This is a genomic window from Agrococcus sp. ProA11 (assembly GCF_039880525.1).
In the GTDB taxonomy this organism is placed as follows: domain Bacteria; phylum Actinomycetota; class Actinomycetes; order Actinomycetales; family Microbacteriaceae; genus Agrococcus; species Agrococcus chionoecetis.
Genome location: NZ_CP156989.1, coordinates 1,804,095 through 1,825,332, shown reverse-complemented (window position 1 = coordinate 1,825,332; position 21,238 = coordinate 1,804,095). Strand labels below are relative to the sequence as shown.

Annotated in this window: 18 protein-coding genes; 14 read left to right on the top strand and 4 right to left on the bottom strand. The window is 73.1% G+C overall.

Translation table 11 applies throughout. The features are described from left to right. Position 1: 1 nt before the first annotated feature. The 3 genes from ABG090_RS08790 (at position 2) to ABG090_RS08780 (ending at position 6,046) form a co-directional block, all read left to right on the top strand. A complete protein-coding gene (locus ABG090_RS08790) occupies positions 2 to 1,180 on the top strand; it encodes a DUF58 domain-containing protein (RefSeq protein ID WP_347754105.1) in 1,179 nt (392 codons plus the stop codon). Beyond that, a complete protein-coding gene (locus ABG090_RS08785; protein WP_347754104.1) occupies positions 1,177 to 3,324 on the top strand; it encodes a transglutaminase domain-containing protein in 2,148 nt (715 codons plus the stop codon). Before ABG090_RS08790 ends, ABG090_RS08785 begins: the two co-directional genes overlap by 4 nt. 67 nt (positions 3,325 to 3,391) lie before the next feature. After that, positions 3,392 to 6,046 carry an FtsK/SpoIIIE domain-containing protein gene (locus ABG090_RS08780; protein ID WP_347754103.1) on the top strand — a complete coding sequence of 885 codons (2,655 nt, stop codon included), beginning with the start codon at positions 3,392 to 3,394 and terminating at the stop codon, positions 6,044 to 6,046. Here the strand turns inward: ABG090_RS08780 and ald are convergent. Together ald and ABG090_RS08770 are read right to left on the bottom strand one after the other, a co-directional pair. Continuing rightward, positions 6,013 to 7,125, bottom strand: coding sequence for an alanine dehydrogenase (gene ald / locus ABG090_RS08775; protein ID WP_347754102.1), 1,113 nt, complete (start codon positions 7,123 to 7,125; stop codon positions 6,013 to 6,015). The two genes, ABG090_RS08780 and ald, sit on opposite strands and share 34 nt — an antisense overlap. Beyond that, the gene (locus ABG090_RS08770) at positions 7,125 to 8,459 is read right to left on the bottom strand and encodes an aminotransferase class III-fold pyridoxal phosphate-dependent enzyme (RefSeq protein ID WP_347754101.1); all 1,335 of its coding nucleotides are present in this window, start codon (positions 8,457 to 8,459) and stop codon (positions 7,125 to 7,127) included. Before ABG090_RS08770 ends, ald begins: the two co-directional genes overlap by 1 nt. Positions 8,460 to 8,572: 113 nt before the next feature. On the opposite strand from ABG090_RS08770, the gene ABG090_RS08765 reads away from it, so the two are divergent. Both ABG090_RS08765 and dxr read left to right on the top strand, forming a co-directional pair. Continuing rightward, positions 8,573 to 9,073, top strand: a complete 501-nt coding sequence (locus ABG090_RS08765) for an OsmC family protein (protein ID WP_347754100.1) — start codon at positions 8,573 to 8,575, stop codon at positions 9,071 to 9,073. A gap of 68 nt (positions 9,074 to 9,141) precedes the next feature. Then, complete coding sequence (dxr, locus tag ABG090_RS08760; RefSeq protein WP_347757573.1) at positions 9,142 to 10,209, top strand: 1-deoxy-D-xylulose-5-phosphate reductoisomerase; 1,068 nt, start codon at positions 9,142 to 9,144, stop codon at positions 10,207 to 10,209. A 27-nt stretch (positions 10,210 to 10,236) separates the two neighbouring features. On the opposite strand, the gene ABG090_RS08755 is transcribed toward dxr, so the two are convergent. Further along, complete coding sequence (locus tag ABG090_RS08755; protein WP_347754099.1) at positions 10,237 to 10,857, bottom strand: peptidase M23; 621 nt, start codon at positions 10,855 to 10,857, stop codon at positions 10,237 to 10,239. Between the two features lie 47 nt (positions 10,858 to 10,904). Between ABG090_RS08755 and ABG090_RS08750 the strand changes: the two genes are divergently transcribed. After that, a complete protein-coding gene (locus ABG090_RS08750) occupies positions 10,905 to 12,233 on the top strand; it encodes a site-2 protease family protein (RefSeq protein WP_347754098.1) in 1,329 nt (442 codons plus the stop codon). A gap of 183 nt (positions 12,234 to 12,416) precedes the next feature. On the opposite strand, the gene ABG090_RS08745 is transcribed toward ABG090_RS08750, so the two are convergent. Continuing rightward, on the bottom strand, positions 12,417 to 13,487 hold the full coding sequence (locus ABG090_RS08745; RefSeq protein ID WP_347754097.1) for a ribonuclease HI family protein: 1,071 nt from the start codon (positions 13,485 to 13,487) through the stop codon (positions 12,417 to 12,419). Positions 13,488 to 13,625: 138 nt separating this feature from the next. Between ABG090_RS08745 and ispG the strand changes: the two genes are divergently transcribed. The 8 genes from ispG to ABG090_RS08705 all read left to right on the top strand — a co-directional run bounded on the left by ispG (position 13,626) and on the right by ABG090_RS08705 (position 21,221). Beyond that, complete coding sequence (gene ispG, locus ABG090_RS08740) at positions 13,626 to 14,768, top strand: flavodoxin-dependent (E)-4-hydroxy-3-methylbut-2-enyl-diphosphate synthase (RefSeq protein ID WP_347754096.1); 1,143 nt, start codon at positions 13,626 to 13,628, stop codon at positions 14,766 to 14,768. A 38-nt stretch (positions 14,769 to 14,806) separates the two neighbouring features. Next, complete coding sequence (locus ABG090_RS08735; RefSeq protein ID WP_347754095.1) at positions 14,807 to 16,066, top strand: MFS transporter; 1,260 nt, start codon at positions 14,807 to 14,809, stop codon at positions 16,064 to 16,066. Between the two features lie 64 nt (positions 16,067 to 16,130). Continuing rightward, complete coding sequence (locus tag ABG090_RS08730) at positions 16,131 to 17,138, top strand: MoxR family ATPase (protein WP_347754094.1); 1,008 nt, start codon at positions 16,131 to 16,133, stop codon at positions 17,136 to 17,138. Between the two features lie 8 nt (positions 17,139 to 17,146). Then, entirely contained in the window at positions 17,147 to 18,034 is an 888-nt protein-coding gene (locus ABG090_RS08725; protein WP_347754093.1) for a DUF58 domain-containing protein, read from the top strand. After that, positions 18,021 to 18,509 carry a hypothetical protein gene (locus tag ABG090_RS08720; RefSeq protein ID WP_347754092.1) on the top strand — a complete coding sequence of 163 codons (489 nt, stop codon included), beginning with the start codon at positions 18,021 to 18,023 and terminating at the stop codon, positions 18,507 to 18,509. The genes ABG090_RS08725 and ABG090_RS08720 overlap by 14 nt, the downstream gene beginning before the upstream one ends. After that, a complete protein-coding gene (locus tag ABG090_RS08715) occupies positions 18,500 to 19,489 on the top strand; it encodes a hypothetical protein (protein ID WP_347754091.1) in 990 nt (329 codons plus the stop codon). The genes ABG090_RS08720 and ABG090_RS08715 overlap by 10 nt, the downstream gene beginning before the upstream one ends. Continuing rightward, positions 19,489 to 20,481, top strand: a complete 993-nt coding sequence (locus ABG090_RS08710) for a VWA domain-containing protein (RefSeq protein ID WP_347757571.1) — start codon at positions 19,489 to 19,491, stop codon at positions 20,479 to 20,481. The genes ABG090_RS08715 and ABG090_RS08710 overlap by 1 nt, the downstream gene beginning before the upstream one ends. Beyond that, positions 20,478 to 21,221 (top strand): hypothetical protein, encoded by a 744-nt coding sequence (locus ABG090_RS08705; RefSeq protein ID WP_347754090.1) that lies wholly within the window; start codon positions 20,478 to 20,480, stop codon positions 21,219 to 21,221. Before ABG090_RS08710 ends, ABG090_RS08705 begins: the two co-directional genes overlap by 4 nt. The last annotated feature ends 17 nt before the right edge of the window (positions 21,222 to 21,238 follow it).

Genomic DNA, 21,238 nt, shown 5'->3' with positions numbered 1-21,238 from the left:
CATGCGCTGGCTCGACGCCGCCCTGCGCGCGATCACCCCGTGGGGGTGGACGCTGCTCGCGGTCGTGCTGGGGGGCACCGTGCTGGCGCGGACGATGGGGTGGACCGAGGCGATCGTGGCGGCCGTGGCCGCCGCCGTGCTCGTCGTCGCGGCGATCCCGTGGATCATCGGCGAGCGCTGGGCGCGTGCGCGCATCGGCCTGAGCGCCGAGCGCGTCCCGGTGGGCGCCGACGCGCTCGCCCTCGTGGAGGTCTCGCGCCCGACCCGCGCCGCCACCCCCACCCAGGTCGACCTCGACATCGGCGACGAGGAGGCGGTGCTCGAGATCCCGGCCATCGAGATCGGCGGACGCGTGGTGCGCACGGTGCCGCTCGACACCTCGCGCCGGGGCTTGCGGACCATCGGGCCGGCGACGATCATGCGCACCGATCCCTTCGGCGTGCTGGAGCGACGGCACCGGCTCACCGAGTCGCGCACGCTCGTCGTGCATCCGCGCGTCGTGCGCCTGCCCGGCGGCGCCGGCGGCATCGTGCGCGATCTCGACGGCGAGGCCGCGGCCGAGCGCACCGCCGACGACGTCTCCTTCCACAGCCTGCGCGAATACAGCCCCGGCGACGACCGGCGGCTCGTGCACTGGCGCTCCAGCGCCCGCCACGGCGCGCTGCTCGTGCGGCAGTTCGAGCCGTCCCGGCGCGCCGACACGCTCATCGTCCTCTCCACCGACCCGAGCGAGTACGACGGCGACGACTTCGAGCTCGCGCTCTCGCTCGTCGGCACGCTCGGCCTGGCCGCCATGTCGGATCGCCGCAGGCTGCGCGTCGTCGAGAGCCCGAAGACCGAGCGCGGCGAGGCTCCGGTCGTCGATGCCGTGACGCGCGACCGGCTGCTCGACGCGCTCGCGGTGCTCGAGCCGACGCGTCCGCACGGCATCGCTCCGGCCGCCCGCGCCTCCCGCGGCACCGCGGCCGGCAGCCTCGCCTGGCTCGTCACCGGCTCGCAGGTGTCGCCGCGCACGCTCCGCACGGCCGCGAACGGCATGCCCGCGGGCGTCGTCTCCGTCGTGGTGCGCGCCGCGGTCGGCGCGCTGCCGTTGCGCTCGCGGCTCGGGGATGCGGATGTCGTCACGGTCGGCGCGATCGAGGATCTCAGCCGCGGCATCGGGCAGCTGAGGCAGCGATGATCCAGCGCGCCCCCGCCGTCGGCGTCCTGCTGGTCGCGATCGCCGCCGCGTGCGTGCCGATGTGGTGGATCTTCGGCACGCTGCAGCTCGTCGTCGCCCTCGCGGTCGTGATGCTCGTCGGGACGGGGATCGCCTGGCTCGGTGCCGTGCGCAGGTGGAGCGCCCTGCTGCTCATCATCACCGGGTTGACGGCGATCGCGCTGCTGGCGGTGCCGCTGTCGGCGCCGCAGCAGATCCCGCGCGGCGCGTGGCTGCCCGCCTTCGGCGATGCGATGGCGGCGATCGTGCTGTCGTGGCGACGGCTGTTGACGATCGGGCTGCCGGTCGGCATCGGCGATTCGCTGCTCATGGCGCCCGTGGTGCTGGTGCTCGTCGCCACCGTGATCGGCGTCACCGTCGCGCTCCGCTCCAAGCGGGCGGAGACGGCGGCGCTCGCCCCGGCGCTGATCGGCGTGTGGTCGATCCTCTGGGGACCGCGCGACCTGCCGGAACCGTGGCTGAGCGGCCTCGTCATGCTGGTGCCGATCGCGGGCTACGTCGCCCTCGTGCGGCAGGCCCGCCGTCGCAGTCGCGCCCCCAGAGCGCTCTCCTCGCTCGCGCGACGCGTGGGCTCCGGCATCCTCGTCGCCATCCTCGCCGTCAGCGCCGCATCCGCCGCGGGCGCCGCCCTGCAGCTGCCGGAGCGGGTCGTGCTGCGTGGCGACAGCCCGACATCGGTCGACCTGCAGGGCGCGTCGCCGCTGTCCGCCTACCGCGCGTACTGGTCGGCGCAGGGGCGTGCCGCGACGCAGCTGACAGCCACCGGCCTCGAGCCCGGCGACCGCATCCGTCTGGCCGTGCTCGATCGCTACGACGGCGAGGTGCTGGGCGTCGGCCGCTCGCCGTTCGAGCGCGTCGCGGCAGCCGAGCCCGGTGATGGCCGGGTCGTCGGGGTCACGATCGGCGAGCTCTCGAGCCAGTGGCTGCCGGTCGTCGGCAGGCCGTCCGCGATCCGCTTCGTCGGCCCGCGCTCCGAGACGCTGGCCGCCGATCTGCATCGCAGCACCGCACTCAACGCCTACGTGATCGGCAGCGGGCTCGAGCGCGGGGACGGCTACCAGATGCTCGCCCAGTCGGCCGGCCCGGTCGCCGCGGCCGAGGATGTCGCGGCGCTCGAGCCCGCCGACCCGCGGCAGGGCTCGGAGACGCTCCCCGACGCGATGCTCACGGCGCTCGCCGGCTGGACCGGCGGCGAGACGAGCCCCGGTGAGCGCCTCGCGGCGATGCTCGCCGGCATCCGCGCCGACGGCTACGTCAGCCACGGCGTCGGCGACGAGGCGCCGTCGCGCCCGGGCCATTCGCTCGTGCGGCTCGAGGAGCTCTTCACCGAGCCGATGATCGGCGACGCCGAGCAGTACGCGACCGCGGCGATGCTGCTGGCTCGACAGCTCGACTTCGACGCGCGCGTGGTGGTCGGCTTCACGCCCGCGATCGAGAGCGGCCAGCCCACCGCGGTCGTGGGCTCGGATGCGGAGGCATGGATCGAGGTGCGCACCACAACCGGCTGGGTGGGCCTCGACGTCGTCCCGGACGTGCGCCCCATCCCCGAGCAGGAGCAGCAGGCGCCCACCGTCGTCGAGGAGCCGCCCGTGCTGCAGGCGCCGGCGCCCGCGCCCGGAGGTCAGATCGACGGCGCCGATCCCGCCGCGCCGAGCGCGCCGACCGATACCGACGACGGGGGAGCGCGGCTGCTGCGCGCGATCGCCGCGATCGGGGGCGTGCTGGGCCTCATCGCGCTGATCGCCGCGATCCCCGTCGGCCTCGTGCTCGCGAAGGTCGTCCGCCGTCGGCGGCGGCGCAATGCCGAGGCTCCCCGCGAGCAGGCCGAGGGGGCCTGGGCCGAGGTGGTCGACGGGCTGCGCGACCGCGGCGAGACACTGCCGCCATCTGGCACCCGGGTCGAGCAGGCGGGGGAGGACGGGCGCATGCGCGAGCTGGCCCACCGCGTCGATCGAGCCGTCTTCGCCGCCGCGCAGCCGACCGAGCGCGAGGTCGCGACCGCCTGGGAGCTGGGCGCCGCCGTGCTCGGCGAGCGCGACCGGCGCGAGGGCCAGCTGCGGCCCGTGCTCGCGAAGCTGAATCCGGCCTCGCTCGTGCAGCGCTGACGGCGCCTCTCCACAGCCCGCCGCCGCCTCGCAGCCGGGCGATCCCCGCGCGCCGCATGCTTCCGCCATGCAGACGCGCATCGACCTGCCCAGACCGCCGACCGACCCGGAGCCTGCCCCGTTCCCCCTGTTCGCAAGCCTCGCGCCCGTGCTGGGCGCCGGTGCCCTGTGGCTGCTGCTGCAGACGCCCACGGTGCTGGCCTTCGCGCTGCTCGGCCCCGTCATCGCCGTCGCGGGCCTCGGCGACGGCCGGCGCACGCGTCGCAGGCGACGCCGGCGCGAGGCGGACCGCTGGCGGGTCGAGCTCGCCGAGGTCGCCGGCTCCGTGGATGCTGCCCTCGACGAGCGGCGCGCGGCGCTGATCGCCGAGCACCCGGGACCGCGAGCGGTCGCCGCTCGCCCACCGCACGATCCGCACCGCTGGCGCCGCGCGGACGATGCTCCGGTGGCGGTGGTGCTGGGCACGGGACCGCTGCCGTCAGGGATCGCGCTGGAGGGCACCGTGCCCGCATCCGATCCCGCGGTGCGGCGACTGGCGGCTGCGCCGGCGGTGGATCGCCTGCGCACGGCCGCCGCCGTCGTCGACGGCCCGATCGTCGTCGATGCGCGGGAGGGGATCGGCGTCGTCGGCCCGCCGCTCGTGGCGCTCGCGCTCGCGCGCGCCGCGCTGGTGCAGATCCTGGATGCCGTGCCTCCCGACGCGGCGGAGGCGATCGTGCCCGACGACCCGCGCTGGGACTGGTTCGACGCCCTCCCGCACGTGCTGCATCGCGAGCCTGGCTCTGCGGTGCGCCTGGTCGGCGACGGGCTCGAGGTGACCGTCGCGCTGGCGGAGCGCGCCGACGGGCTGCCGCGCGAGTGCAGGGTCGTCGTGCACGCGGCACTCGACGATGCCAGGGTGGGCGAGCGTCCGTGCCGGCCGGTCGCGCTGAGCGAACGGGAGGCCCGAGCGGCGATCGAGACGCTCGCGGGCGCTGCCGCGCATGCGGGGTTCCGCCGCGCGGGCTCGCTGCCGGCGAGCGTCGGACTCGAGGAGCTGCCCGTCGCGCAGGGCGGGCTCTCCGCCGTGTTCCTCGTCGCTGACGAGCCGATCGAGCTCGACCTCGTGCGCGACGGCCCGCACGCGGTGGTGGGCGGCACGACGGGCTCCGGCAAGAGCGAGCTGCTGATCGCCTGGGTCGCGGCGCTCGCTGCGCGGCGCTCGACGGCCGAGGTGTCGTTCCTGCTGGTCGACTTCAAGGGAGGTGCCTCGTTCGCGCCGCTGCACGGCCTGGCGCACTGCGTCGGGGTCATGACCGACCTCGATCAGGCCGGCGCGCTGCGCGCGATCGAGAGCCTCCGGGCGGAGCTGCGGCGTCGAGAGCGGCTGCTCGCCGAGCAGGGCGTCAGGGCGATCGAGGCGGCGACGGGCGTTCCCCGGCTGGTGATCGTGGTCGACGAGTTCGCGGCGATGCTGCAGGAGCTGCCCGACCTGCATCGCCTGTTCGTCGACCTGGCGGCGCGCGGCCGCTCCCTGGGTGTGCACCTGGTGCTCTGCACGCAGCGGCCCGCCGAGGCGGTGCGCGACTCGCTGCTCGCCAACTGCGGCATCCGCATCTCGCTGCGCGTGACGGACGAGCACGATGCGGTCGCGGTGACCGGCTCGCCCTCGGCTGCGGCCATCCCGCTCGCTGCGCGCGGGCGCTGCGTGGTGCGCATCAGCGGCGGCGCGACCCGGTCGGCGCAGGCGGCGCTCGCGAGCCCCGAGCACCTGCGGGCGCTCGTCGCCGCCGCGGCCGGTCAGCCGCGGGCCGCGCGACCCTGGCGCGAGCCGCTCCCGCGCTCGCTGCCGGTCACGGAGGTGCACGCCGAGGGCATCCGTCTCGGGCTCGTCGACCGGCCGGCCGAGCAGCGCATCGCGCCCGTGGCCTGGCGCCCGGAGGTCGAGGGGCCGCTGCTGGTGATCGGCGGTGCGGCAAGCGGTCGGACGGCGCTCGCCGACCTGGTGGCGGGGCAGCTCGGCGCCGCCGTCGTCGACCGCGAGGATGCGCTCTGGGATGCGCTGCAGGAGCCCGGCCCGCTGGTCGTCGACGACCTCGACCTGCAGCTGGCGCGCCTCAGCGACGAGCAGCAGGCCTCGGCCGCGCACGCCATCGCCCGGCGGATGCGCGAGGGCCAGCCCGTCGCGGTGACCGCGCGGCGCGTCTCGACGGCCATGGGACCGCTGGCGGCGCTCGCCGAGCTGCGCATCCTGCTGCGGATCGCGAGCCGCCAGGAGCACCTCGTCGCAGGCGGGGAGGGGCGGCTGCACGACAGCGAACTGCCGGCCGGTGCCGGGTGGCTGCGCGACGAGCGCATCCAGCTCGCGCTGCCGGACGCGGCCGCGCCGCGCCGAGCACCCCGCTTCGTGCCGCTGCCGCGGGGCGCCGTCGCGGTCGTCCTCGGTCCGGGCGCGCGGGCGCCCGATGCGCTGGCTGGATCCGCGGCGAAGCCCGGCCAGGATGCGGGAGCGGCGCTCGTGATCGGCTCCGTCGCGGAATGGGAGGCCGCGTGGGGCGAGCTCGACCGGCTGCGCGCCGAGCGCTCCGTGGTGGTGCTCGGGGTCGACGAGCGCGCCCTGCGGCAGGTGCTCAGGCATGCGCCGCCGCCGCCGCCCATGCGCGAAGCGCCCGCCTGGGTGCTCCAGGACGGGCGCTTCGAGCGGGTCCGCTACGCCAGCAGCGACGCGACCGGGGTCGCCTGAGCGTCGAGTGCGGTGGCGACCGCACGGTTGCCGATGCGGCCGCCGGACGTGTTGAGCCCCTGCGCCAGGCCGTCGTCCGCCCGCAGCGCGTCGCGCCAGCCGAGATCGGCGAGCCGCAGGGTGGCGTGCAGGGTCGCGTTCGTGAACGCCTCGGTCGCGGTGCGGGGCACGGCGCCCGGAAGGTTCGCAACGCACGCGAAGACCGTCTCGTGCACGCGGAACGTCGGATCGTGATGCGTGGTGGGCACCGAATCCGCGAAGCAGCCGCCCTGGTCGATCGCGATGTCCACCAGCACCGAGCCGGGCCGCATGCCTGCGACCAGCTCGTTCGAGACGAGCTTCGGTGCTTTCGCGCCGGGGATGAGCACCGAGCCGATCACGAGGTCGGCATCCCGCACCGCCTGGTCGACGGTGACGCGGTTGGAGTGCAGCGTCTGCACGCGACCGCCGTAGACGGTGTCGAACTGGCGCAGGCGGGGGAGCGAGACATCCAGCACCGTGACGCGGGAGCCGAGTCCCACGGCCATCTCGACCGCTGCCGTGCCGGCGACGCCGCCGCCGAGCACGACCGTGTGACCGGCGCGGGTGCCCGGCACGCCGCCCAGCAGCAGGCCCGCGCCGCCGGCCGGTGCGGTGAGGAGGCGCGCGCCCTGCACGACCGACAGCCGGCCCGCGACCTCGCTCATGGGTGCGAGCATCGGCAGCGACCCGTCGGGCGCCCGCACGGTCTCGTAGGCGATCGCGGTGGTGCCGCGCTCGAGCAGCACCTGCGCGAGCTCGGGAGCCGCCGCGAGGTGCAGGTAGGCGAAGAGGGTGAGGTCGTCGCGCAGGAACTCGAACTCCCGCGCGATCGGCTCCTTCACCTTGAGCACGAGCTCCGCGGCCCACGCCTCGGCGGCGGTCGGGACGATGCGCGCGCCCGCCTCCTCGAAGGCCGCATCCGGGATCCCGCTGCCCACGCCGGCGCCGGACTCGACGACGACCTCGTGCCCGCGAGCGATCAGCTCGGTCGCGCCCGTGGCAGTGAGCGCGACCCGCGCTTCGTCGGCCTTGACCTCGCGCGGGACCCCGATCAGCATCAGCCGGCGCTCTTCACCGACTCGATGGCGCGGTCGATGACCTCGACCGCTTCGCGCAGCTGGTCATCGGTGATCTGCAGGCTGGGCAGGAAGCGCAGCACGTTGTAGTCGGTGCCCGCGGTCAGCACGAGCACGCCGTCCTTGCCAGCCGCCTGCGAGATCGGTGCGGTGGGGATGGGGGCGCCCGAGTCCGGGTCGATGAACTCGATCGCGAGCATCGCGCCCTTGCCGCGCACCTCGATGATCTCCGGGTACTTCTCGGCGAGGCCGTCGAGCAGCGGGCGCAGCACGCGCTCGACGCGCACCGCCTCACCGTTCAGGTCAGCGGCCTCGATCTGCTCGAAGACCGCCACGGCCGCCGCGCAGGCGACGGGGTTGCCGCCGAAGGTGCCGCCGATGCCGCCGGTGTGCACGGAGTCCATGATCTCGGCGCGGGCCGTGACGCCGGCGAGCGGCAGTCCGCCCGCGATGCCCTTGGCCGAGAGCACCATGTCGGGCACCCAGCCGAAGTGGTCGGAGGCGAAGGTCCTGCCGGTGCGGCAGATGCCCGACTGCACCTCGTCGGCGATCATGACGACGCCGTTCGCGGTGCACCACTCCTGCATGGCGGGCAGGTAGCCGTCGGCCGGCACGATGAAGCCGCCCTCGCCCTGGATGGGCTCGATGACGAGGCAGGCGAGGTCGCTCACGCCCACGTGCTTGTCGAGGTAGTACTGGGTGCGCTCGGCAGCCTCGGCGCCCGTCAGGCCGTCCTGCAGCGGGTACGAGCCCGGCGCGTGGAAGATGTCGGAGGCGAGCGGCCCCATGCCGGTCGCGTAGGGCGCCGGCTTGTAGTTCATGGTCATCGTCAGGTTGGTGCGGCCGTGGTAGCCGTGCTCGACGACGGCCACCGCGCGGCGACCCGTGAACTTGCGGGCGATCTTCACGCCGTTCTCGACGGCCTCCGAGCCGGAGTTGATGAAGAACGACTTCTTGTGGTGGTCGCCGGGGGTGTGCTGCTGCAGGTACTCGGCCACGCGCACGTAGGGCTCGTAGGGCGTGGTGCCGAACAGCGAGTGGGTGAGCTTGCCGACCTGCTCGCGCACCGCGGCGACGACAGCGTCGTTGGTGTGGCCGACGGTGGTGACGCCGATGCCGCAGCCCAGGTCGATGAAGCGGTTGCCGTCGACGTCGGTGATGATCGCGTCGTGCGCCTCGGCGATGAAGACCGGCAGCTGGTGCGGGATGCCCTGCGCGACCGCCTGCTCCTTGCGCTCCAGGAGCGCACGAGAATTCGGGCCGGGGATCTCGGTCACGAGGGAGCGGGAAGCAGCGGGAGCAGCGATGTCAGTCATGCTCGAATCCTACGCCGAGCGGGATGCTTCCCGACAGCCGACGGCGATGGCGAGTCGTCGGTGCCGCCCGCCCGTCCGCGCCGCTCGCAGCCGCTCACGCCTAGGCTGGCTGCATGCCGATGCAGCACGCGTACACCGTCGAGGTGGAATGGACCGGAGCGGGCGAAGCGGGCACCGCCACCTACCGCTCGTACACGCGCGATCACGTGGTCCGCATCGAGGGGCTGCCCGACATCCTGGGCTCCGCCGACAAGACCTTCCGCGGCGACGCCGCGCGGCACAATCCCGAGCAGCTGCTGGTGACCGCGCTCGCGCAGTGCCACATGCTCAGCTACCTGCACCAGGCGGCCAGCCGCGGCATCGTCGTGACCGCCTACAGCGACAGCGCGATCGGCACGATGGAGACGGCGGGCACGGGCGGCCGCTTCACCCGCGTCGTGCTGCGGCCGGTGGTGACGATCGCGGATGCGTCGCAGGCGGCGGATGCGCTGGACGCGCACGTGCAGGCCGGCACCGACTGCTTCATCGCATCCTCGGTGAACTTCCCGGTGCTGCACGCCCCCACGATCGTCGCGGACGGCGAGACCGTCGCCGCGGGGGAGGCCCACACATGAGCACCGCACAGGCATCCGCGAGCGGCCCGGCAGCCGACGCCCGCGACGCTCCCGGCCGCCGCCGCGTCATGCTGCTCGGCTCCACCGGCTCCATCGGCGTGCAGACGCTCGACGTGATCCGCGCGAACCCCGACCGCTTCCAGGTCGTCGGCCTCGTCGCCGGCAGCGATCGCGCCGGGCTCGAGGCGCAGCAGTCGGAGTTCGGCGGCGAGGCGGCGCTCGGTGCGGACGCCGCGGTCACGATGATCGAGTCCGTCGAGTGCGATGTGGTCGTCAACGGCATCACCGGCTCCGTCGGCCTCGCGCCGACGCTCGCCGCCCTCGACGCCGGTCGCACGCTCGCGCTCGCCAACAAGGAGTCGCTCATCGCCGGCGGCGACCTCGTGATGGCCAAGGCGCGGCCGGGCCAGATCGTGCCGGTCGACTCGGAGCACTCGGCCATCGCGCAGTGCCTGCTCGCCGGCACGCACGGCGAGGTGCGCAGGCTCGTGCTGACGGCATCGGGTGGCCCGTTCCGCGGGTGGAGCCGACAGCGGATGGCCGATGTCGCCCCTGCGGCGGCGCTCGCGCATCCGACCTGGGACATGGGGCCGATGGTCACCACCAACTCGGCGACCATGGTGAACAAGGGGCTCGAGGTGATCGAGGCGCACCTGCTGTTCGACGTGCCGTTCGATCGGATCGCCGTGACGGTGCACCCGCAGTCGATCGTGCACTCGATGGTCGAGTTCGTGGACGGCTCGACGATCGTGCAGGCCTCGCCGCCCGACATGCGGCTGCCGCTCTCGCTCGGCCTCGACTGGCCGAACCGCATCGAGGGCGTCGGCGCACCGCTCGACTGGACGACCGCGTCGAGCTGGACGTTCGAGCCGCTCGACGAGGAGGCGTTCCCGGCGGTGGCGCTCGCGAAGCGCGTCGGGCGGCTGGGCTCGACCTACCCGGCGGTGTTCAACGCGGCGAACGAGCAGGCGGTGCATGCCTTCCACCGGGGCGACATCGGCTTCCTCGACATCATCCCCACGATCGAGCGGGTGCTGGAGCAGCACGAGCCGGGCGAGCTGACGCTCGAGCGCGTGCTGTCCGCCGAGCGCTGGGCGCGCCGCGTCGCCGACGAGGTCGCCGGCGTCAACCGCTAGCCCGCCGCGCGCGTCACGAGACCGGAACTACGCCCGCGGCTCCACCACGACCACCGCGCCCGAGCGATCGATCGCCGCCACCACATCCCCTGCGTCAGCCCACCACCTCGCGTAGTGCTCCGGATCCCGGTTGATCTGCACCGCATGCGCGACCCTCGTGGGCGCGAGCCCCTCCCGCCCGTCGAGCCGCGCGAGCGCGCGGTAGAAGAGCACGGCCGAGCCGTACGCATCCATCCGCACCTCGTAGTCGCCCCACCCGGTGCGCTGCTGGAACAGCCCACGCGAATCCGGCCCCGCCTCGTCGCCGAAGTCGACCACGCGCAGGCTCGATTCGCCCATGGCGGTCATGACGCCGATGCGCACGTCGCGCTCCGACAGCCCAAGGTCGCGCCCCGCCTGCATGACGATGGCCGCGTTCTCGAGCTGCCGCCCGCTCCACTCGCCGACCGAGCCGGGCAGCGTGCCCTCCACGTGCGCCGTCTGCGCGACCGGGTCGGGCGCGGGGCGGGTCACGATCCACGCCAGCACCACGATCAGCAGCACCCCGATGGCACCCAGCACGATGCCGCGTCCGTCGGATGCCGTGCGAGACACGCGCTCCGTCGCGGGCCGCCGAGCGGCGGGGCGTCGCGCAGGGCTGGGGGACATGCTCGCCAGCGTAGGCACATTGCCTATGGCATTAGCCTTGACCGCTGATGGACGCCGTTCTCCTCTACATCGTTGGCGTGCTCGTCGTCGTGGTCGGCCTTGCCGTCTCGATCGGCCTGCACGAGCTCGGGCACCTGTGGCCCGCGAAGCTCTTCGGCGTGCGCGTCGGGCAGTGGATGATCGGGTTCGGGCCGACGATCTTCTCGTTCCGCCGCGGCGAGACCGAGTACGGCATGAAGTGGATCCCGCTCGGCGGCTACATCTCCATGTCGGGCATGTTCCCGCCGCTGCGACCAGGCGGGGAGTCGAGGGATGCGTCCACGGGCTTCCTCGACACGCTGGTGCAGGATGCACGGGACTCGAGCGCCGACACGATCCACGACGGCGAGGAGGAGCGGGCCTTCTGGCGCCTCGCGACCTGGAAGCGCATCATCATCATGCTCGGCGGACCGTTCATGAACCTGGTGATCGCGGTCGTCCTCTACGGGGTCGTGCTCTCGGGCTTCGGCATCGCCGTGCCGTCGACCACGATCGCGAGCGTCTCCGAGTGCGTCATCGCCGCATCCGCCGACCGCACCGAGTGCGAGTCGGACGATCCGCTGGCGCCCGCCGCCGAGGCGGGCATCGAGCCGGGCGACACGATCGTGCAGATCGCGGGGCAGCCGGTCGATGACTGGACCGCGATCCAGACCGCGATCCGCGATCTGGCCGGGCAGCGGGTTCCGTTCGTGGTGGAGCGGGACGGGCAGCAGCTGGCGCTGCAGGTCACGCCGCTCGAGACCGAGCGCTACGTCATCGACGACGTCGGGCAGATCGTCGAGGCCGGAGGCGAGCCGGTCACCGAGACGATCGGGTTCGTCGGCGTGGGCCCGCAGTACGTGGTCGAGCAGCAGCCGCTCAGCGCCGTGCTGCCAGCGGTCGGCGACAACGTGGCGCGCGTGGGCGAGCTCATCCTCAACCTGCCGCAGCGGCTCGTGGATGTGGCGGAGGCGGCCTTCGGGCCGGGCGAGCGCGACCCGAACGGGCCCATCTCGGTCGTGGGCGTCGGGCGCATGGCGGGCGAGATCGCCTCGCTCGACCAGGTGCCGATCCTCGAGCGCATCAGCGCCATGGTGCAGCTGCTGGCGAGCCTGAACGTGGCGCTGTTCGTCTTCAACCTCATCCCGCTCATGCCGCTCGACGGCGGCCACGTGCTGGGTGCGCTCGTCGATGCGGTGCGACGGGGCTGGGCGAAGCTGCGCGGCAAGGTCGCGACGCCGCTCGACACCGCCAAGTGGGTGCCGGTGACGCTCGCGGTCACGGCGGTGCTCGGCGTCATGAGCGTGCTGCTCATCTACGCCGACATCGTCAAGCCCGTCAGCATCTTCGGCGGCTGACGCGACCGCCGCCGCGAGCTGCGCCCGGCGCGTCACCGGCGGAGGACAGATCCGCGATCTGCGCCGAGCAGAGGACGCATTGTCCTCTCCTGGGCACATCTCCTCGATTCGGAGCGCGCGTGCGCGTCGCGTGGCGCGGCGGCCTGCGCGGCGCGCGGCCTGCGCGGCGCGCGTGCCCCGCGCCTACGCCTCGCGCGTGCCCTGGTGGAAGCGCTGCAGCCACCGGGTGCCGGAGCGCTCCCACAGCGAGCTGCGGAGGGCCGGTGCGTCGCCGACGGATCGCCAGACCAGCAGGCACGCGTCGTGCGAGAGCTCGTGGGTCGACAGCAGCTCGAGCTCGACCGGCTGGGGCAGGGGAGCGATCTCGGCGAGGAGCTCCTCGCGGCTCCAGCGCCTGCCGGATGCGCCGATCTCCTCCCACTGCGGATGCAGCAGCGCCGCCACCGACGCCGGGTCGGAGCGCACCTCGTCGGTGAGCAGCGCGCGCTCCAGCCGCACCGCCTCGGCCTCGACCGGCTCGTCGGCCAGGAAGTCGAAGCCGTCGAAGAGGTCTGGGTCGGATGCGGTCTCGTGATGCGATCGGCCTGCGACCGAGCGCTCCTCGACCTGCGCGTGCGGGGCGGATGCGGTCTTGTGACGCGATCGGCCTGCGGCCGAGCGCTCCTCGACCTGCGGGTCGGGTGCGGCGCCGCCGTCGGTCGAGGAGGCCGGCGCAGCCGGCCGTCTCGAGACCACATCGGCCGAGCCCGCCGCCGCATCCGCCGAGAGCCCGGCCACCGCATCCGCCGAGAACCCCGGCCCCGCATCCGGCACCGCACCCCGCTGGTACGCGACCGCGGCGCCGTTCGCCAGCCGATCGGCCGCCTCGTTCAGCGGATGCCCCGCGTGCCCCTTCACCCACTCGAAGCGCACGGCGCCGCCCGCCGCCCGCCGCGCCGACATCAGCTTGTCGAGCTCCTGCATCAGCTCGCGGTTGAGCACCGGCTTGCCGTCGGCCTTCTTCCAGCCCTTGCGCTTCCAGCCCGGCATCCACTTCGTGATCGAGTCGATGACGTACTTGCTATCGCACAGGATCAACAGCTCGTCGACGTCGCCGGTCTGCTGCAGCAGGTCGATGACCGCCGACAGCTCGCCGATGTTGTTCGTGCCCTGCCGCTGCCCGCCCGCTGCCCAGCGCTCGTCGTCGATGTACCAGCCCCAGCCGGTCGGGCCAGGGTTGCCGAGGGAGGAGCCGTCTGCCGCTGCGGTGATCACCCGACGATCCTGCCAGCCCTGCCGACGCCCGTCCGTCAACCGGCCCTGTGGCGTGGCAAGCGAGTATTCCGGCCGCCGCACCACAGGCCCGGTCGACGAACACGGCGGGCGGAGGCGGGGGCCGCGTAGGCTGGGGGCATGGCAGCCATCAACCTCGGCAAGCCCGAGCCCCTCACGCTCGCGCCCCGCCGCAAGAGCCGACAGATCAAGGTCGGCAAGGTGCTCGTCGGCGGCGACGCACCGGTGTCGGTGCAGTCGATGACCACGACGAAGACCACCGACATCAACGCGACCCTGCAGCAGATCGCCGAGCTGACGGCCACGGGATGCGACATCGTGCGCGTCGCCGTGCCGAGCCAGGACGACGCCGATGTGCTGCACATCATCGCGAAGAAGAGCCAGATCCCGGTCATCGCCGACATCCACTTCCAGCCCAAGTACGTCTTCCAGGCGATCGACGCGGGCTGCGCCGCAGTGCGCGTGAACCCCGGCAACATCCGCAAGTTCGACGACAAGGTCGGCGAGATCGCGAAGGCCGCGAAGGACGCGGGCACGTCGCTGCGCATCGGCGTGAACGCCGGCAGCCTCGACCCGCGCCTGCTGGAGAAGTACGGCAAGGCGACGCCCGAGGCGCTCGTCGAGTCTGCAGTCTGGGAGGCGAGCCTGTTCGAGGAGCACGACTTCCACGACTTCAAGATCTCGGTCAAGCACAACGACCCGGTGGTGATGGTGAAGACCTACCGGATGCTGGCGGAGCGCGGCGATTGGCCGCTGCACCTCGGCGTCACCGAGGCCGGGCCCGCGTTCCAGGGCACCATCAAGTCGGCGACCGCGTTCGGCATCCTGCTGGCCGAGGGCATCGGCGACACGATTCGCGTCTCCCTCTCGGCACCGCCGGTGGAGGAGATCAAGGTGGGCATGCAGATCCTGCAGTCGCTCAACCTGCGCGAGCGCAAGCTCGAGATCGTCTCCTGCCCGTCGTGCGGCCGCGCACAGGTCGACGTGTACTCACTGGCGGATGCCGTCACCGAGGGCCTCAAGGACGTGCAGGTGCCGCTGCGCGTCGCGGTCATGGGCTGCGTCGTGAACGGACCGGGCGAGGCTCGCGAGGCCGACCTCGGCGTCGCCTCCGGCAACGGCAAGGGGCAGATCTTCATCAAGGGCGAGGTCGTCAAGACGGTGCCGGAGGCCGATATCGTCGCCACGCTCATCGAAGAGGCGCGTCGCATCGCCGACGAGGAGGGCCTGCCCTCGGGCGAGGCCGAGATCGTCACGGCCTGACCGGGCGTGGCGAGCGGAACCGGCGCGATGATGCGCGCATGACGGCGGTGTCCGACGTCGACGTCCGTGCCGTGCAGCGGCGCACGCTCGCCGTGCTCTCCGCCGGGCAGGCGCTGGGCGGCCTGTCGAACGGCGTCGCGCTCGGCGTCGGTTCGCTGCTGGTCGAGCAGGTGACGGGCGATCCCGCCCTCGCCGGTCTCGCCGCCACCATGCTGACGCTCGGCGGTGCGCTGCTCGCCGTGCCGCTCGCGCGGCTCGCCGACCGCCGCGGGCGCCGCATCTCGCTCACCACCGGCGCCCTCATCGCGCTGCTGGGGGCCATCACGCTCGTGGTCGGCGGATCACTGAACAGCGCGCTGATCGTGCTGCCGGGCTTCGCCATCCTCGGCGCGAGCATGGCCATCAACCTGCAGTCGCGCTTCGCCGCCACGGACCTGTCGTCGCCCAAGCGCCGCGGCCGCGACCTCTCGCTCGTGGTGTGGATGACCACGATCGGCGTCATCGTCGGGCCGAACCTGATCCCCGCGGGCGATGCGCTCGGCACCGCACTCGGCCTGCCGCACCTCGTGGGCGCCTACCTCATCTCCGCGGCGACGCTCGTCCTCGCTGCCGTGATGCTCTGGGCGGGGCTCCGACCCGACCCGCTGCTGACGGCACGCGGCATGGTCGCGCCGACCGACCGCGCCATCCCGCGCCTGCGCCTGCTGCAGCATCCGCGCGCCCTCGCCGCGGTCATCACGATCGCCGGCGGCCAAGCGGTGATGGTCGGCGTGATGGCGCTCACCCCCGTGCATCTCGGCCACGACGGCCACGGCTTGCCGATGATCGGGCTCACGATGAGCGCGCACACCGCCGGCATGTACGCGCTCTCGCCGGTCTTCGGCTGGTTGACCGACCGGATCGGCGGACGCAGCGTGGTCATCGCCGGAGCCGCCATGCTCACCGCTGCCGTGCTCTCGGGCGTGGCGCTCGACTCCGGCCTGGCACCGATCCCGCTGGCGCTGCTCGGCCTCGGCTGGAGCGCGGTGACCGTCGCGGGATCGACCGTCGTCGCCGGTGCCGTGCCCGCCGATCTGCGGCCCGCACTGCAGGGCCGCAGCGACCTCTTCATGGGGCTCGCAGGCGCATCCGCGGGCGCGCTCGCCGGCCCGGTGCTCGGCCTGGTCGGGTATGCCGGGCTGAACCTCTCGATGCTGCCGGTGATCGCCATCATCGTCATCGCGGCAGTCATGGCGACACGCGCCGCGCCCGTCAGCAGTGACTCCACAGCGGCCACCGTGGACGAGCAGATACCGTGACCGAGGCGAGAGCCAGTCAGACCCAGCCGCGGCGCCCGCGGCGATCGAGCCCAAGGAGCAACGCGTGACCTCTGCAGTCCCCGGACGCGACCCCATCACGCCAGAGGAGCTGGAGCGCGCGAAGGCGATCATCCGCTCGATCGAGCAGGCCTTCCAGTCGACGGTCGTCGGCCAGCACCAGCTGCTGCGCTCGCTGCTCGTCGCGCTCCTGACGGGCGGCCACGTGCTCATGGAGTCGGTGCCAGGCCTTGCGAAGACGACGGCCGCCGCCACCCTCGCGCGGTCCGTGAACGCCTCGTTCCACCGCATCCAGTGCACGCCCGACCTGCTGCCCAGCGACATCGTCGGCACGCAGATCTACGACCAGCACTCGGGCGAGTTCCGCACGCAGCTGGGACCGGTGCACGCGAACTTCGTGCTGCTCGACGAGATCAACCGCTCGAGCGCCAAGACCCAGTCGGCGATGCTCGAGGCGATGCAGGAGCGGCAGACCTCGATCGGCGGCGAGACGCATCCGCTGCCGGCGCCCTTCATCGTGCTCGCCACGCAGAACCCGATCGAGCAGGAGGGCACGTACACGCTGCCCGAGGCGCAGCTCGACCGCTTCCTGCTCAAGGAGGTGCTCACCTACCCGTCGCCGACGGAGGAGGCCGAGATCGTGCGCCGCGCCGAGGCGGGCGTCTTCGACGACGGGCACGATCAGCCCGTCGCGACGCTCGAGGACGTGCGCTTCCTGCAGGGCCTGGTGAAGCGTGTCTACGTCGATCAGGCGATCACCAACTACGTCGTGCAGCTCATGTACGTGACCCGCCACGCCCAGGACTACATCGGAGCCCAGCTGGCCGGCTACATCGAGTACGGCGCGAGCCCCCGCGGGTCGCTCTCGTTCGCGCAGGCATCCAGGGCACTCGCGCTCGTGCAGGGCCGCGACTGGGTGATCCCGGAAGACGTCAAGGACCTGCGGCACCCGATCCTGCGCCACCGCATCATCCTCGGCTACGAGGCGGAGGCGGATGGCGTGAGCAGCGAGCAGATCATCGACGCCGTCTTCGGCGCCGTGCGGACCCCGTAGGACTCGCCATGGAGCGGCGGCTGCGCAAGGTGAAGACGACCATGTCGATTCACGCGCATCGTCGCACCCTCGAGCTGCTCGACGGCGAGTACGCGTCCATCCACCACGGCCGCAGCCACGACTTCGACGACCTCCGCGAGTACCAGCCGGGCGACGATGTCAAGGACATCGACTGGAAGGCCACCGCGCGCAGCCACGTGCCGCTCGTCAAGCGCTACATCGCCTCCCGCCAGCACAACGTGCTACTGGTCGTCGACTCCGGCCGCAACATGGCGGCGACGGCGGAGTCGGGGGAGTCGAAGCGCGAGCTCGCGATCCTCGCCGCGGGCATCCTCGGCTACCTGGCGACGCGCCACGGCGACCGCGTCGCCCTGCTCATGGGCGACCGGGAGCGGCGGCAGGACATGCAGGAGGGCGGCTCCGAGGCGCACCTCGAGCGCATGCTGCGGCGCATCCACGAGGCGATCGCCGTCGACGGTCCGCACTCCGACCTGGAGGCGGTGCTCGAGCATGCGGTGCGACGGATGCGCCGGCGCTCGCTCATCATCGTGATCGCCGACGACCTCGCCTACACGCACGACCTCGACGTGCACCTCGGCCGCCTGCACGCACGGCACGAGGTGCTGTGGGTGTCGGTCGGCGACGCCGATCTGATGGCGCGCGCGGGCGACCACCGCGAGCTCGTCGGCGTCGACACCGGCGTCGGGCTGCCCGCGTTCCTGCGCCGCGATCGCGGCCTGCGCCGCGCCTTCGACGGCGCGAGCGCCGAGCGGCGCGCGCGGCTCGAAGCCGGGCTCCGCTCCCTCGGCATCGCATCCACCCGCATCGCATCGTCGACCACCACGATCGCCGCGCTCTTCACGCTGCTCGAGAGGCACCGCCGTGCGCGCCGCTGACCTCGCGCTGCTGCCAGCGCCCGACACCTACGGGCCGTTCGGCTACGGCCCGTGGTGGGTGCTGGGCGCGAGCGCGATCCTGCTCGTCGTCGCCGCCTACGCCTTCGGCTGGCTGTGGACGCGGCCGCGCGGCATCCTCGAGCCGCCGCCGCCGCCGCCCGTGCCGATCGACGTGCGCAGCGTGAAGGAGAAGTACCTGGGCCTGATCGATGAGGTCGCTGCCGAGCACGCGGCCGGCGACCTCGGCCCGCGCGAGCTGGCACAGCGGCTCAGCCTGGTGCTGCGCTTCTTCGCGCACGAGTCGACCGGCGTCGTGGCGGAGGTCATGACGCTGCGCGACCTCGGTGAGGCCGACCTCCCCTCCGTCGAGGGCGCGGTCTCGCAGTACTACCCGTCGTCGTTCCGCCGCGCCGCCAAGCACGACCCGGACGCCGCCATCTCGGCCGCCAGGCAGGTGGTGGCGACATGGATGTGATGCTGCTGTGGCCGTGGATGCTCGGCGCGCTCATCGTCGTGGCGATCGTGCTCGCGGCGCTCGGCCTCTGGCTGCCGCGCCGCAAGCGCGATCAGGGCCTGCCGGTCGCGCACGTCGATCGGATGACGGCGCTCGCCGCCTTCCGCAGCGCGCTGCTGCGCTATCGGCTGTGGATCGGCGGTGCGCTGCTGCTCTCGCTGCTCGGCGCGGGTGTCGCGGGCACGGTCGGCGCCCGGCCGTCGGGCATCCACGCCAACCAGGAGGACGACTACAAGCGCGACATCATGCTCTGCCTCGACGTGTCGGGCTCGATGGTCGACGTCGATGCCGAGATCCTCGGCGTCTACCAGCAGATCGCCTCGGAGCTCGACGGTGAGCGCATCGGCATGCGCATCTTCGACGCCTCCAGCGTCATGTCGTTCCCGCTCACGAGCGACTACGACTACATCGCCGACCAGCTGGGCCGCTACCAGCGGGCCCTCAGCGGCACGCTCGGCCCCGACGAGCAGTTCAACTACCTCGCGGGCACCGCGAACGGCCTCGGCGCCTCGCTCGTCGGCGACGGCCTGGCCTCCTGCGTGCTCGACTTCGCCGACCTGGAGGCGAGCGAGCGGCCGCGGTCGATCATCCTCGCCACCGACAACGTCGTGAACGGGCAGCAGATCTTCTCGCTGCCGCAGGCGGGCCAGCTCGCCGTCGACCACGAGGTGCGCGTCTACGCCATCAACCCCTTCGACTGGGGCGGCGACATGGAGTCGCAGGAGCTGCGCGACACGGCGGAGGGCACCGGCGGGGCGTACTTCGCACTCGACTTCGCGCAGACCGTGCCGCAGATCGTCGACCGCGTCAACGCCATCGAGGCCGGCTACATCGAGACCCCGCCGCAGATCCAGGTGGTCGACCGTCCGGGCTCGCTGCCGCTGGTCGTGCTCGTCATCGTGGCCGCGCTATGCGCCGTGGCCTGGAGGGTGCGCCTGTGATGCTCTCGTTCGAACCCACGCTCCCGATCCTGGTGGCCGTCATCGGCGTGCTCGCGCTCGGCCTCTGCGCGTGGCAGCTCGCCGTCGCCCGCGGCCGCAGGCTCGCCTGGATCCGCCGCACCCTGCTCGTGCTGCTGGCGATCGCGATGGCCTTCCGGCCGGCGCTGCCCGGCGGTGAGGTGCCGACCGCCTCGATCCAGGCGCGCGTGTTCGTGCTGGTCGACACCTCGCAGTCGGTCGCCGCCGAGGATTGGGGCACCGATCCACGCCTCGCCGGCATGCAGGCCGACGTCGTCGAGATCGCCCGCTCGTTCGCGGGCGCCGACATCTCGGTCATCTCCTTCGACTCGCAGGCGACGCTGCGCGTGCCGCTCACCGACGACGGCTCCGCGGTCATCGAGATGGTGCGGGCGCTGAAGCCCGAGATCGCCCAGCAGTCGCGCGGCACCTCGGTCGCGGCCGCCCACGACCTGCTGCTGTCCGAGCTCGAGCGCACCGAGGCCGCGGATCCCTCCTCGCCCGCGATCGTGTTCTACCTCGGCGACGGCGAGCACACGGCCGACGGGGAGCCGCAGTCGTTCGCGGATGTCGCCGGTCACGTCGACCGCGGCCTGGTGCTCGGCTACGGCACCGAGGAGGGCGGCCGCATGCGCGTCTCCAGCTTCGATCCCGCGCAGCAGGAGCAGTACCTGCAGGATCCGGCCGGCGGCGACGCCGTCAGCCGCATCGACGAGGGGCGGCTGCGCGGCATCGCCGACCAGCTCGGCATCAGCTACCTGCATCGCGCGCCCGCACTGCCGATCGAGGATGCGCTCGGCCCGATGGCGGCGCTCGATGGCGAGGCCGACCTGAACCGCACCGAGGAGGCGCGGCTCGAGGTGGCGTGGATCCTCGGGATCCCGATCGCGCTGCTGCTCGCCGCGGAGGGCTTCAGTCTCGCCCGCTCGCTGCGCACGACGCGGGGTCTGACCGAGCGGCAGGGCGTGCGATGAGCCAGCCCCGGGCCCCGCGCCGCGCGCTCACAGACGCGCGGCGCCGCACGCTGCGCTGGTGGATCATGCTCGGCCTGATCCCGGTGGCCATCGCCGCGCTCGTGCTCGGCGGCAAGCTCATCAGCGTGAACGTGCTCTCCCAGTCCACGATCGACCGCTTCGACTCGCGCGCCTACGCCCAGGGGGCCGAAACCGCGCGCGGGCTCGAGTTCTGGAACTGGGTGGAGCCGTGGAAGGCGCCCTTCGCGCTGGGCGTGCACCTCACGATGGCCGGCACGCTCGACGAGGGGCGCGCCGCGATCGAGCAGGCGCTCGCGCTGCACGGCGAGCCGGAGACCGCGGGAGAGCTGCACGAGCACTGCGTGATGATCGCCTCGCTCACCACGGCGATCGAGAAGCAGGGTGACGTCGCGCGCGAGGCGCAGGACACGCAGACCGCGAACGGCCTCTACAGAGAGGCGCTCGCGCTCATCGACGCGCAGCCGGAGGGCTGCTTCGACGAGCCGCTGCCTGCCGAGGCCGACACCGCAGCGCAGTTCGAGGCCGCGGTGCCGCGCATCGAGTCGAAGATCGAGGACGGGTCCGGCGACGGCGAGGGCGAGGAGCAGAGCGAGGAGACCCCGCAGGACCAGCTGGAGGAGCAGAACCAGGAGGCGCAGGAGGAGCAGCAGCAGCAGGATCAGTTCGACGAGGGTGAGCCGGGCGAGGGCGGAGGCCCCAGCGTCGAGCAGCCCTGGTGAGGCGATCTAGACTCGGG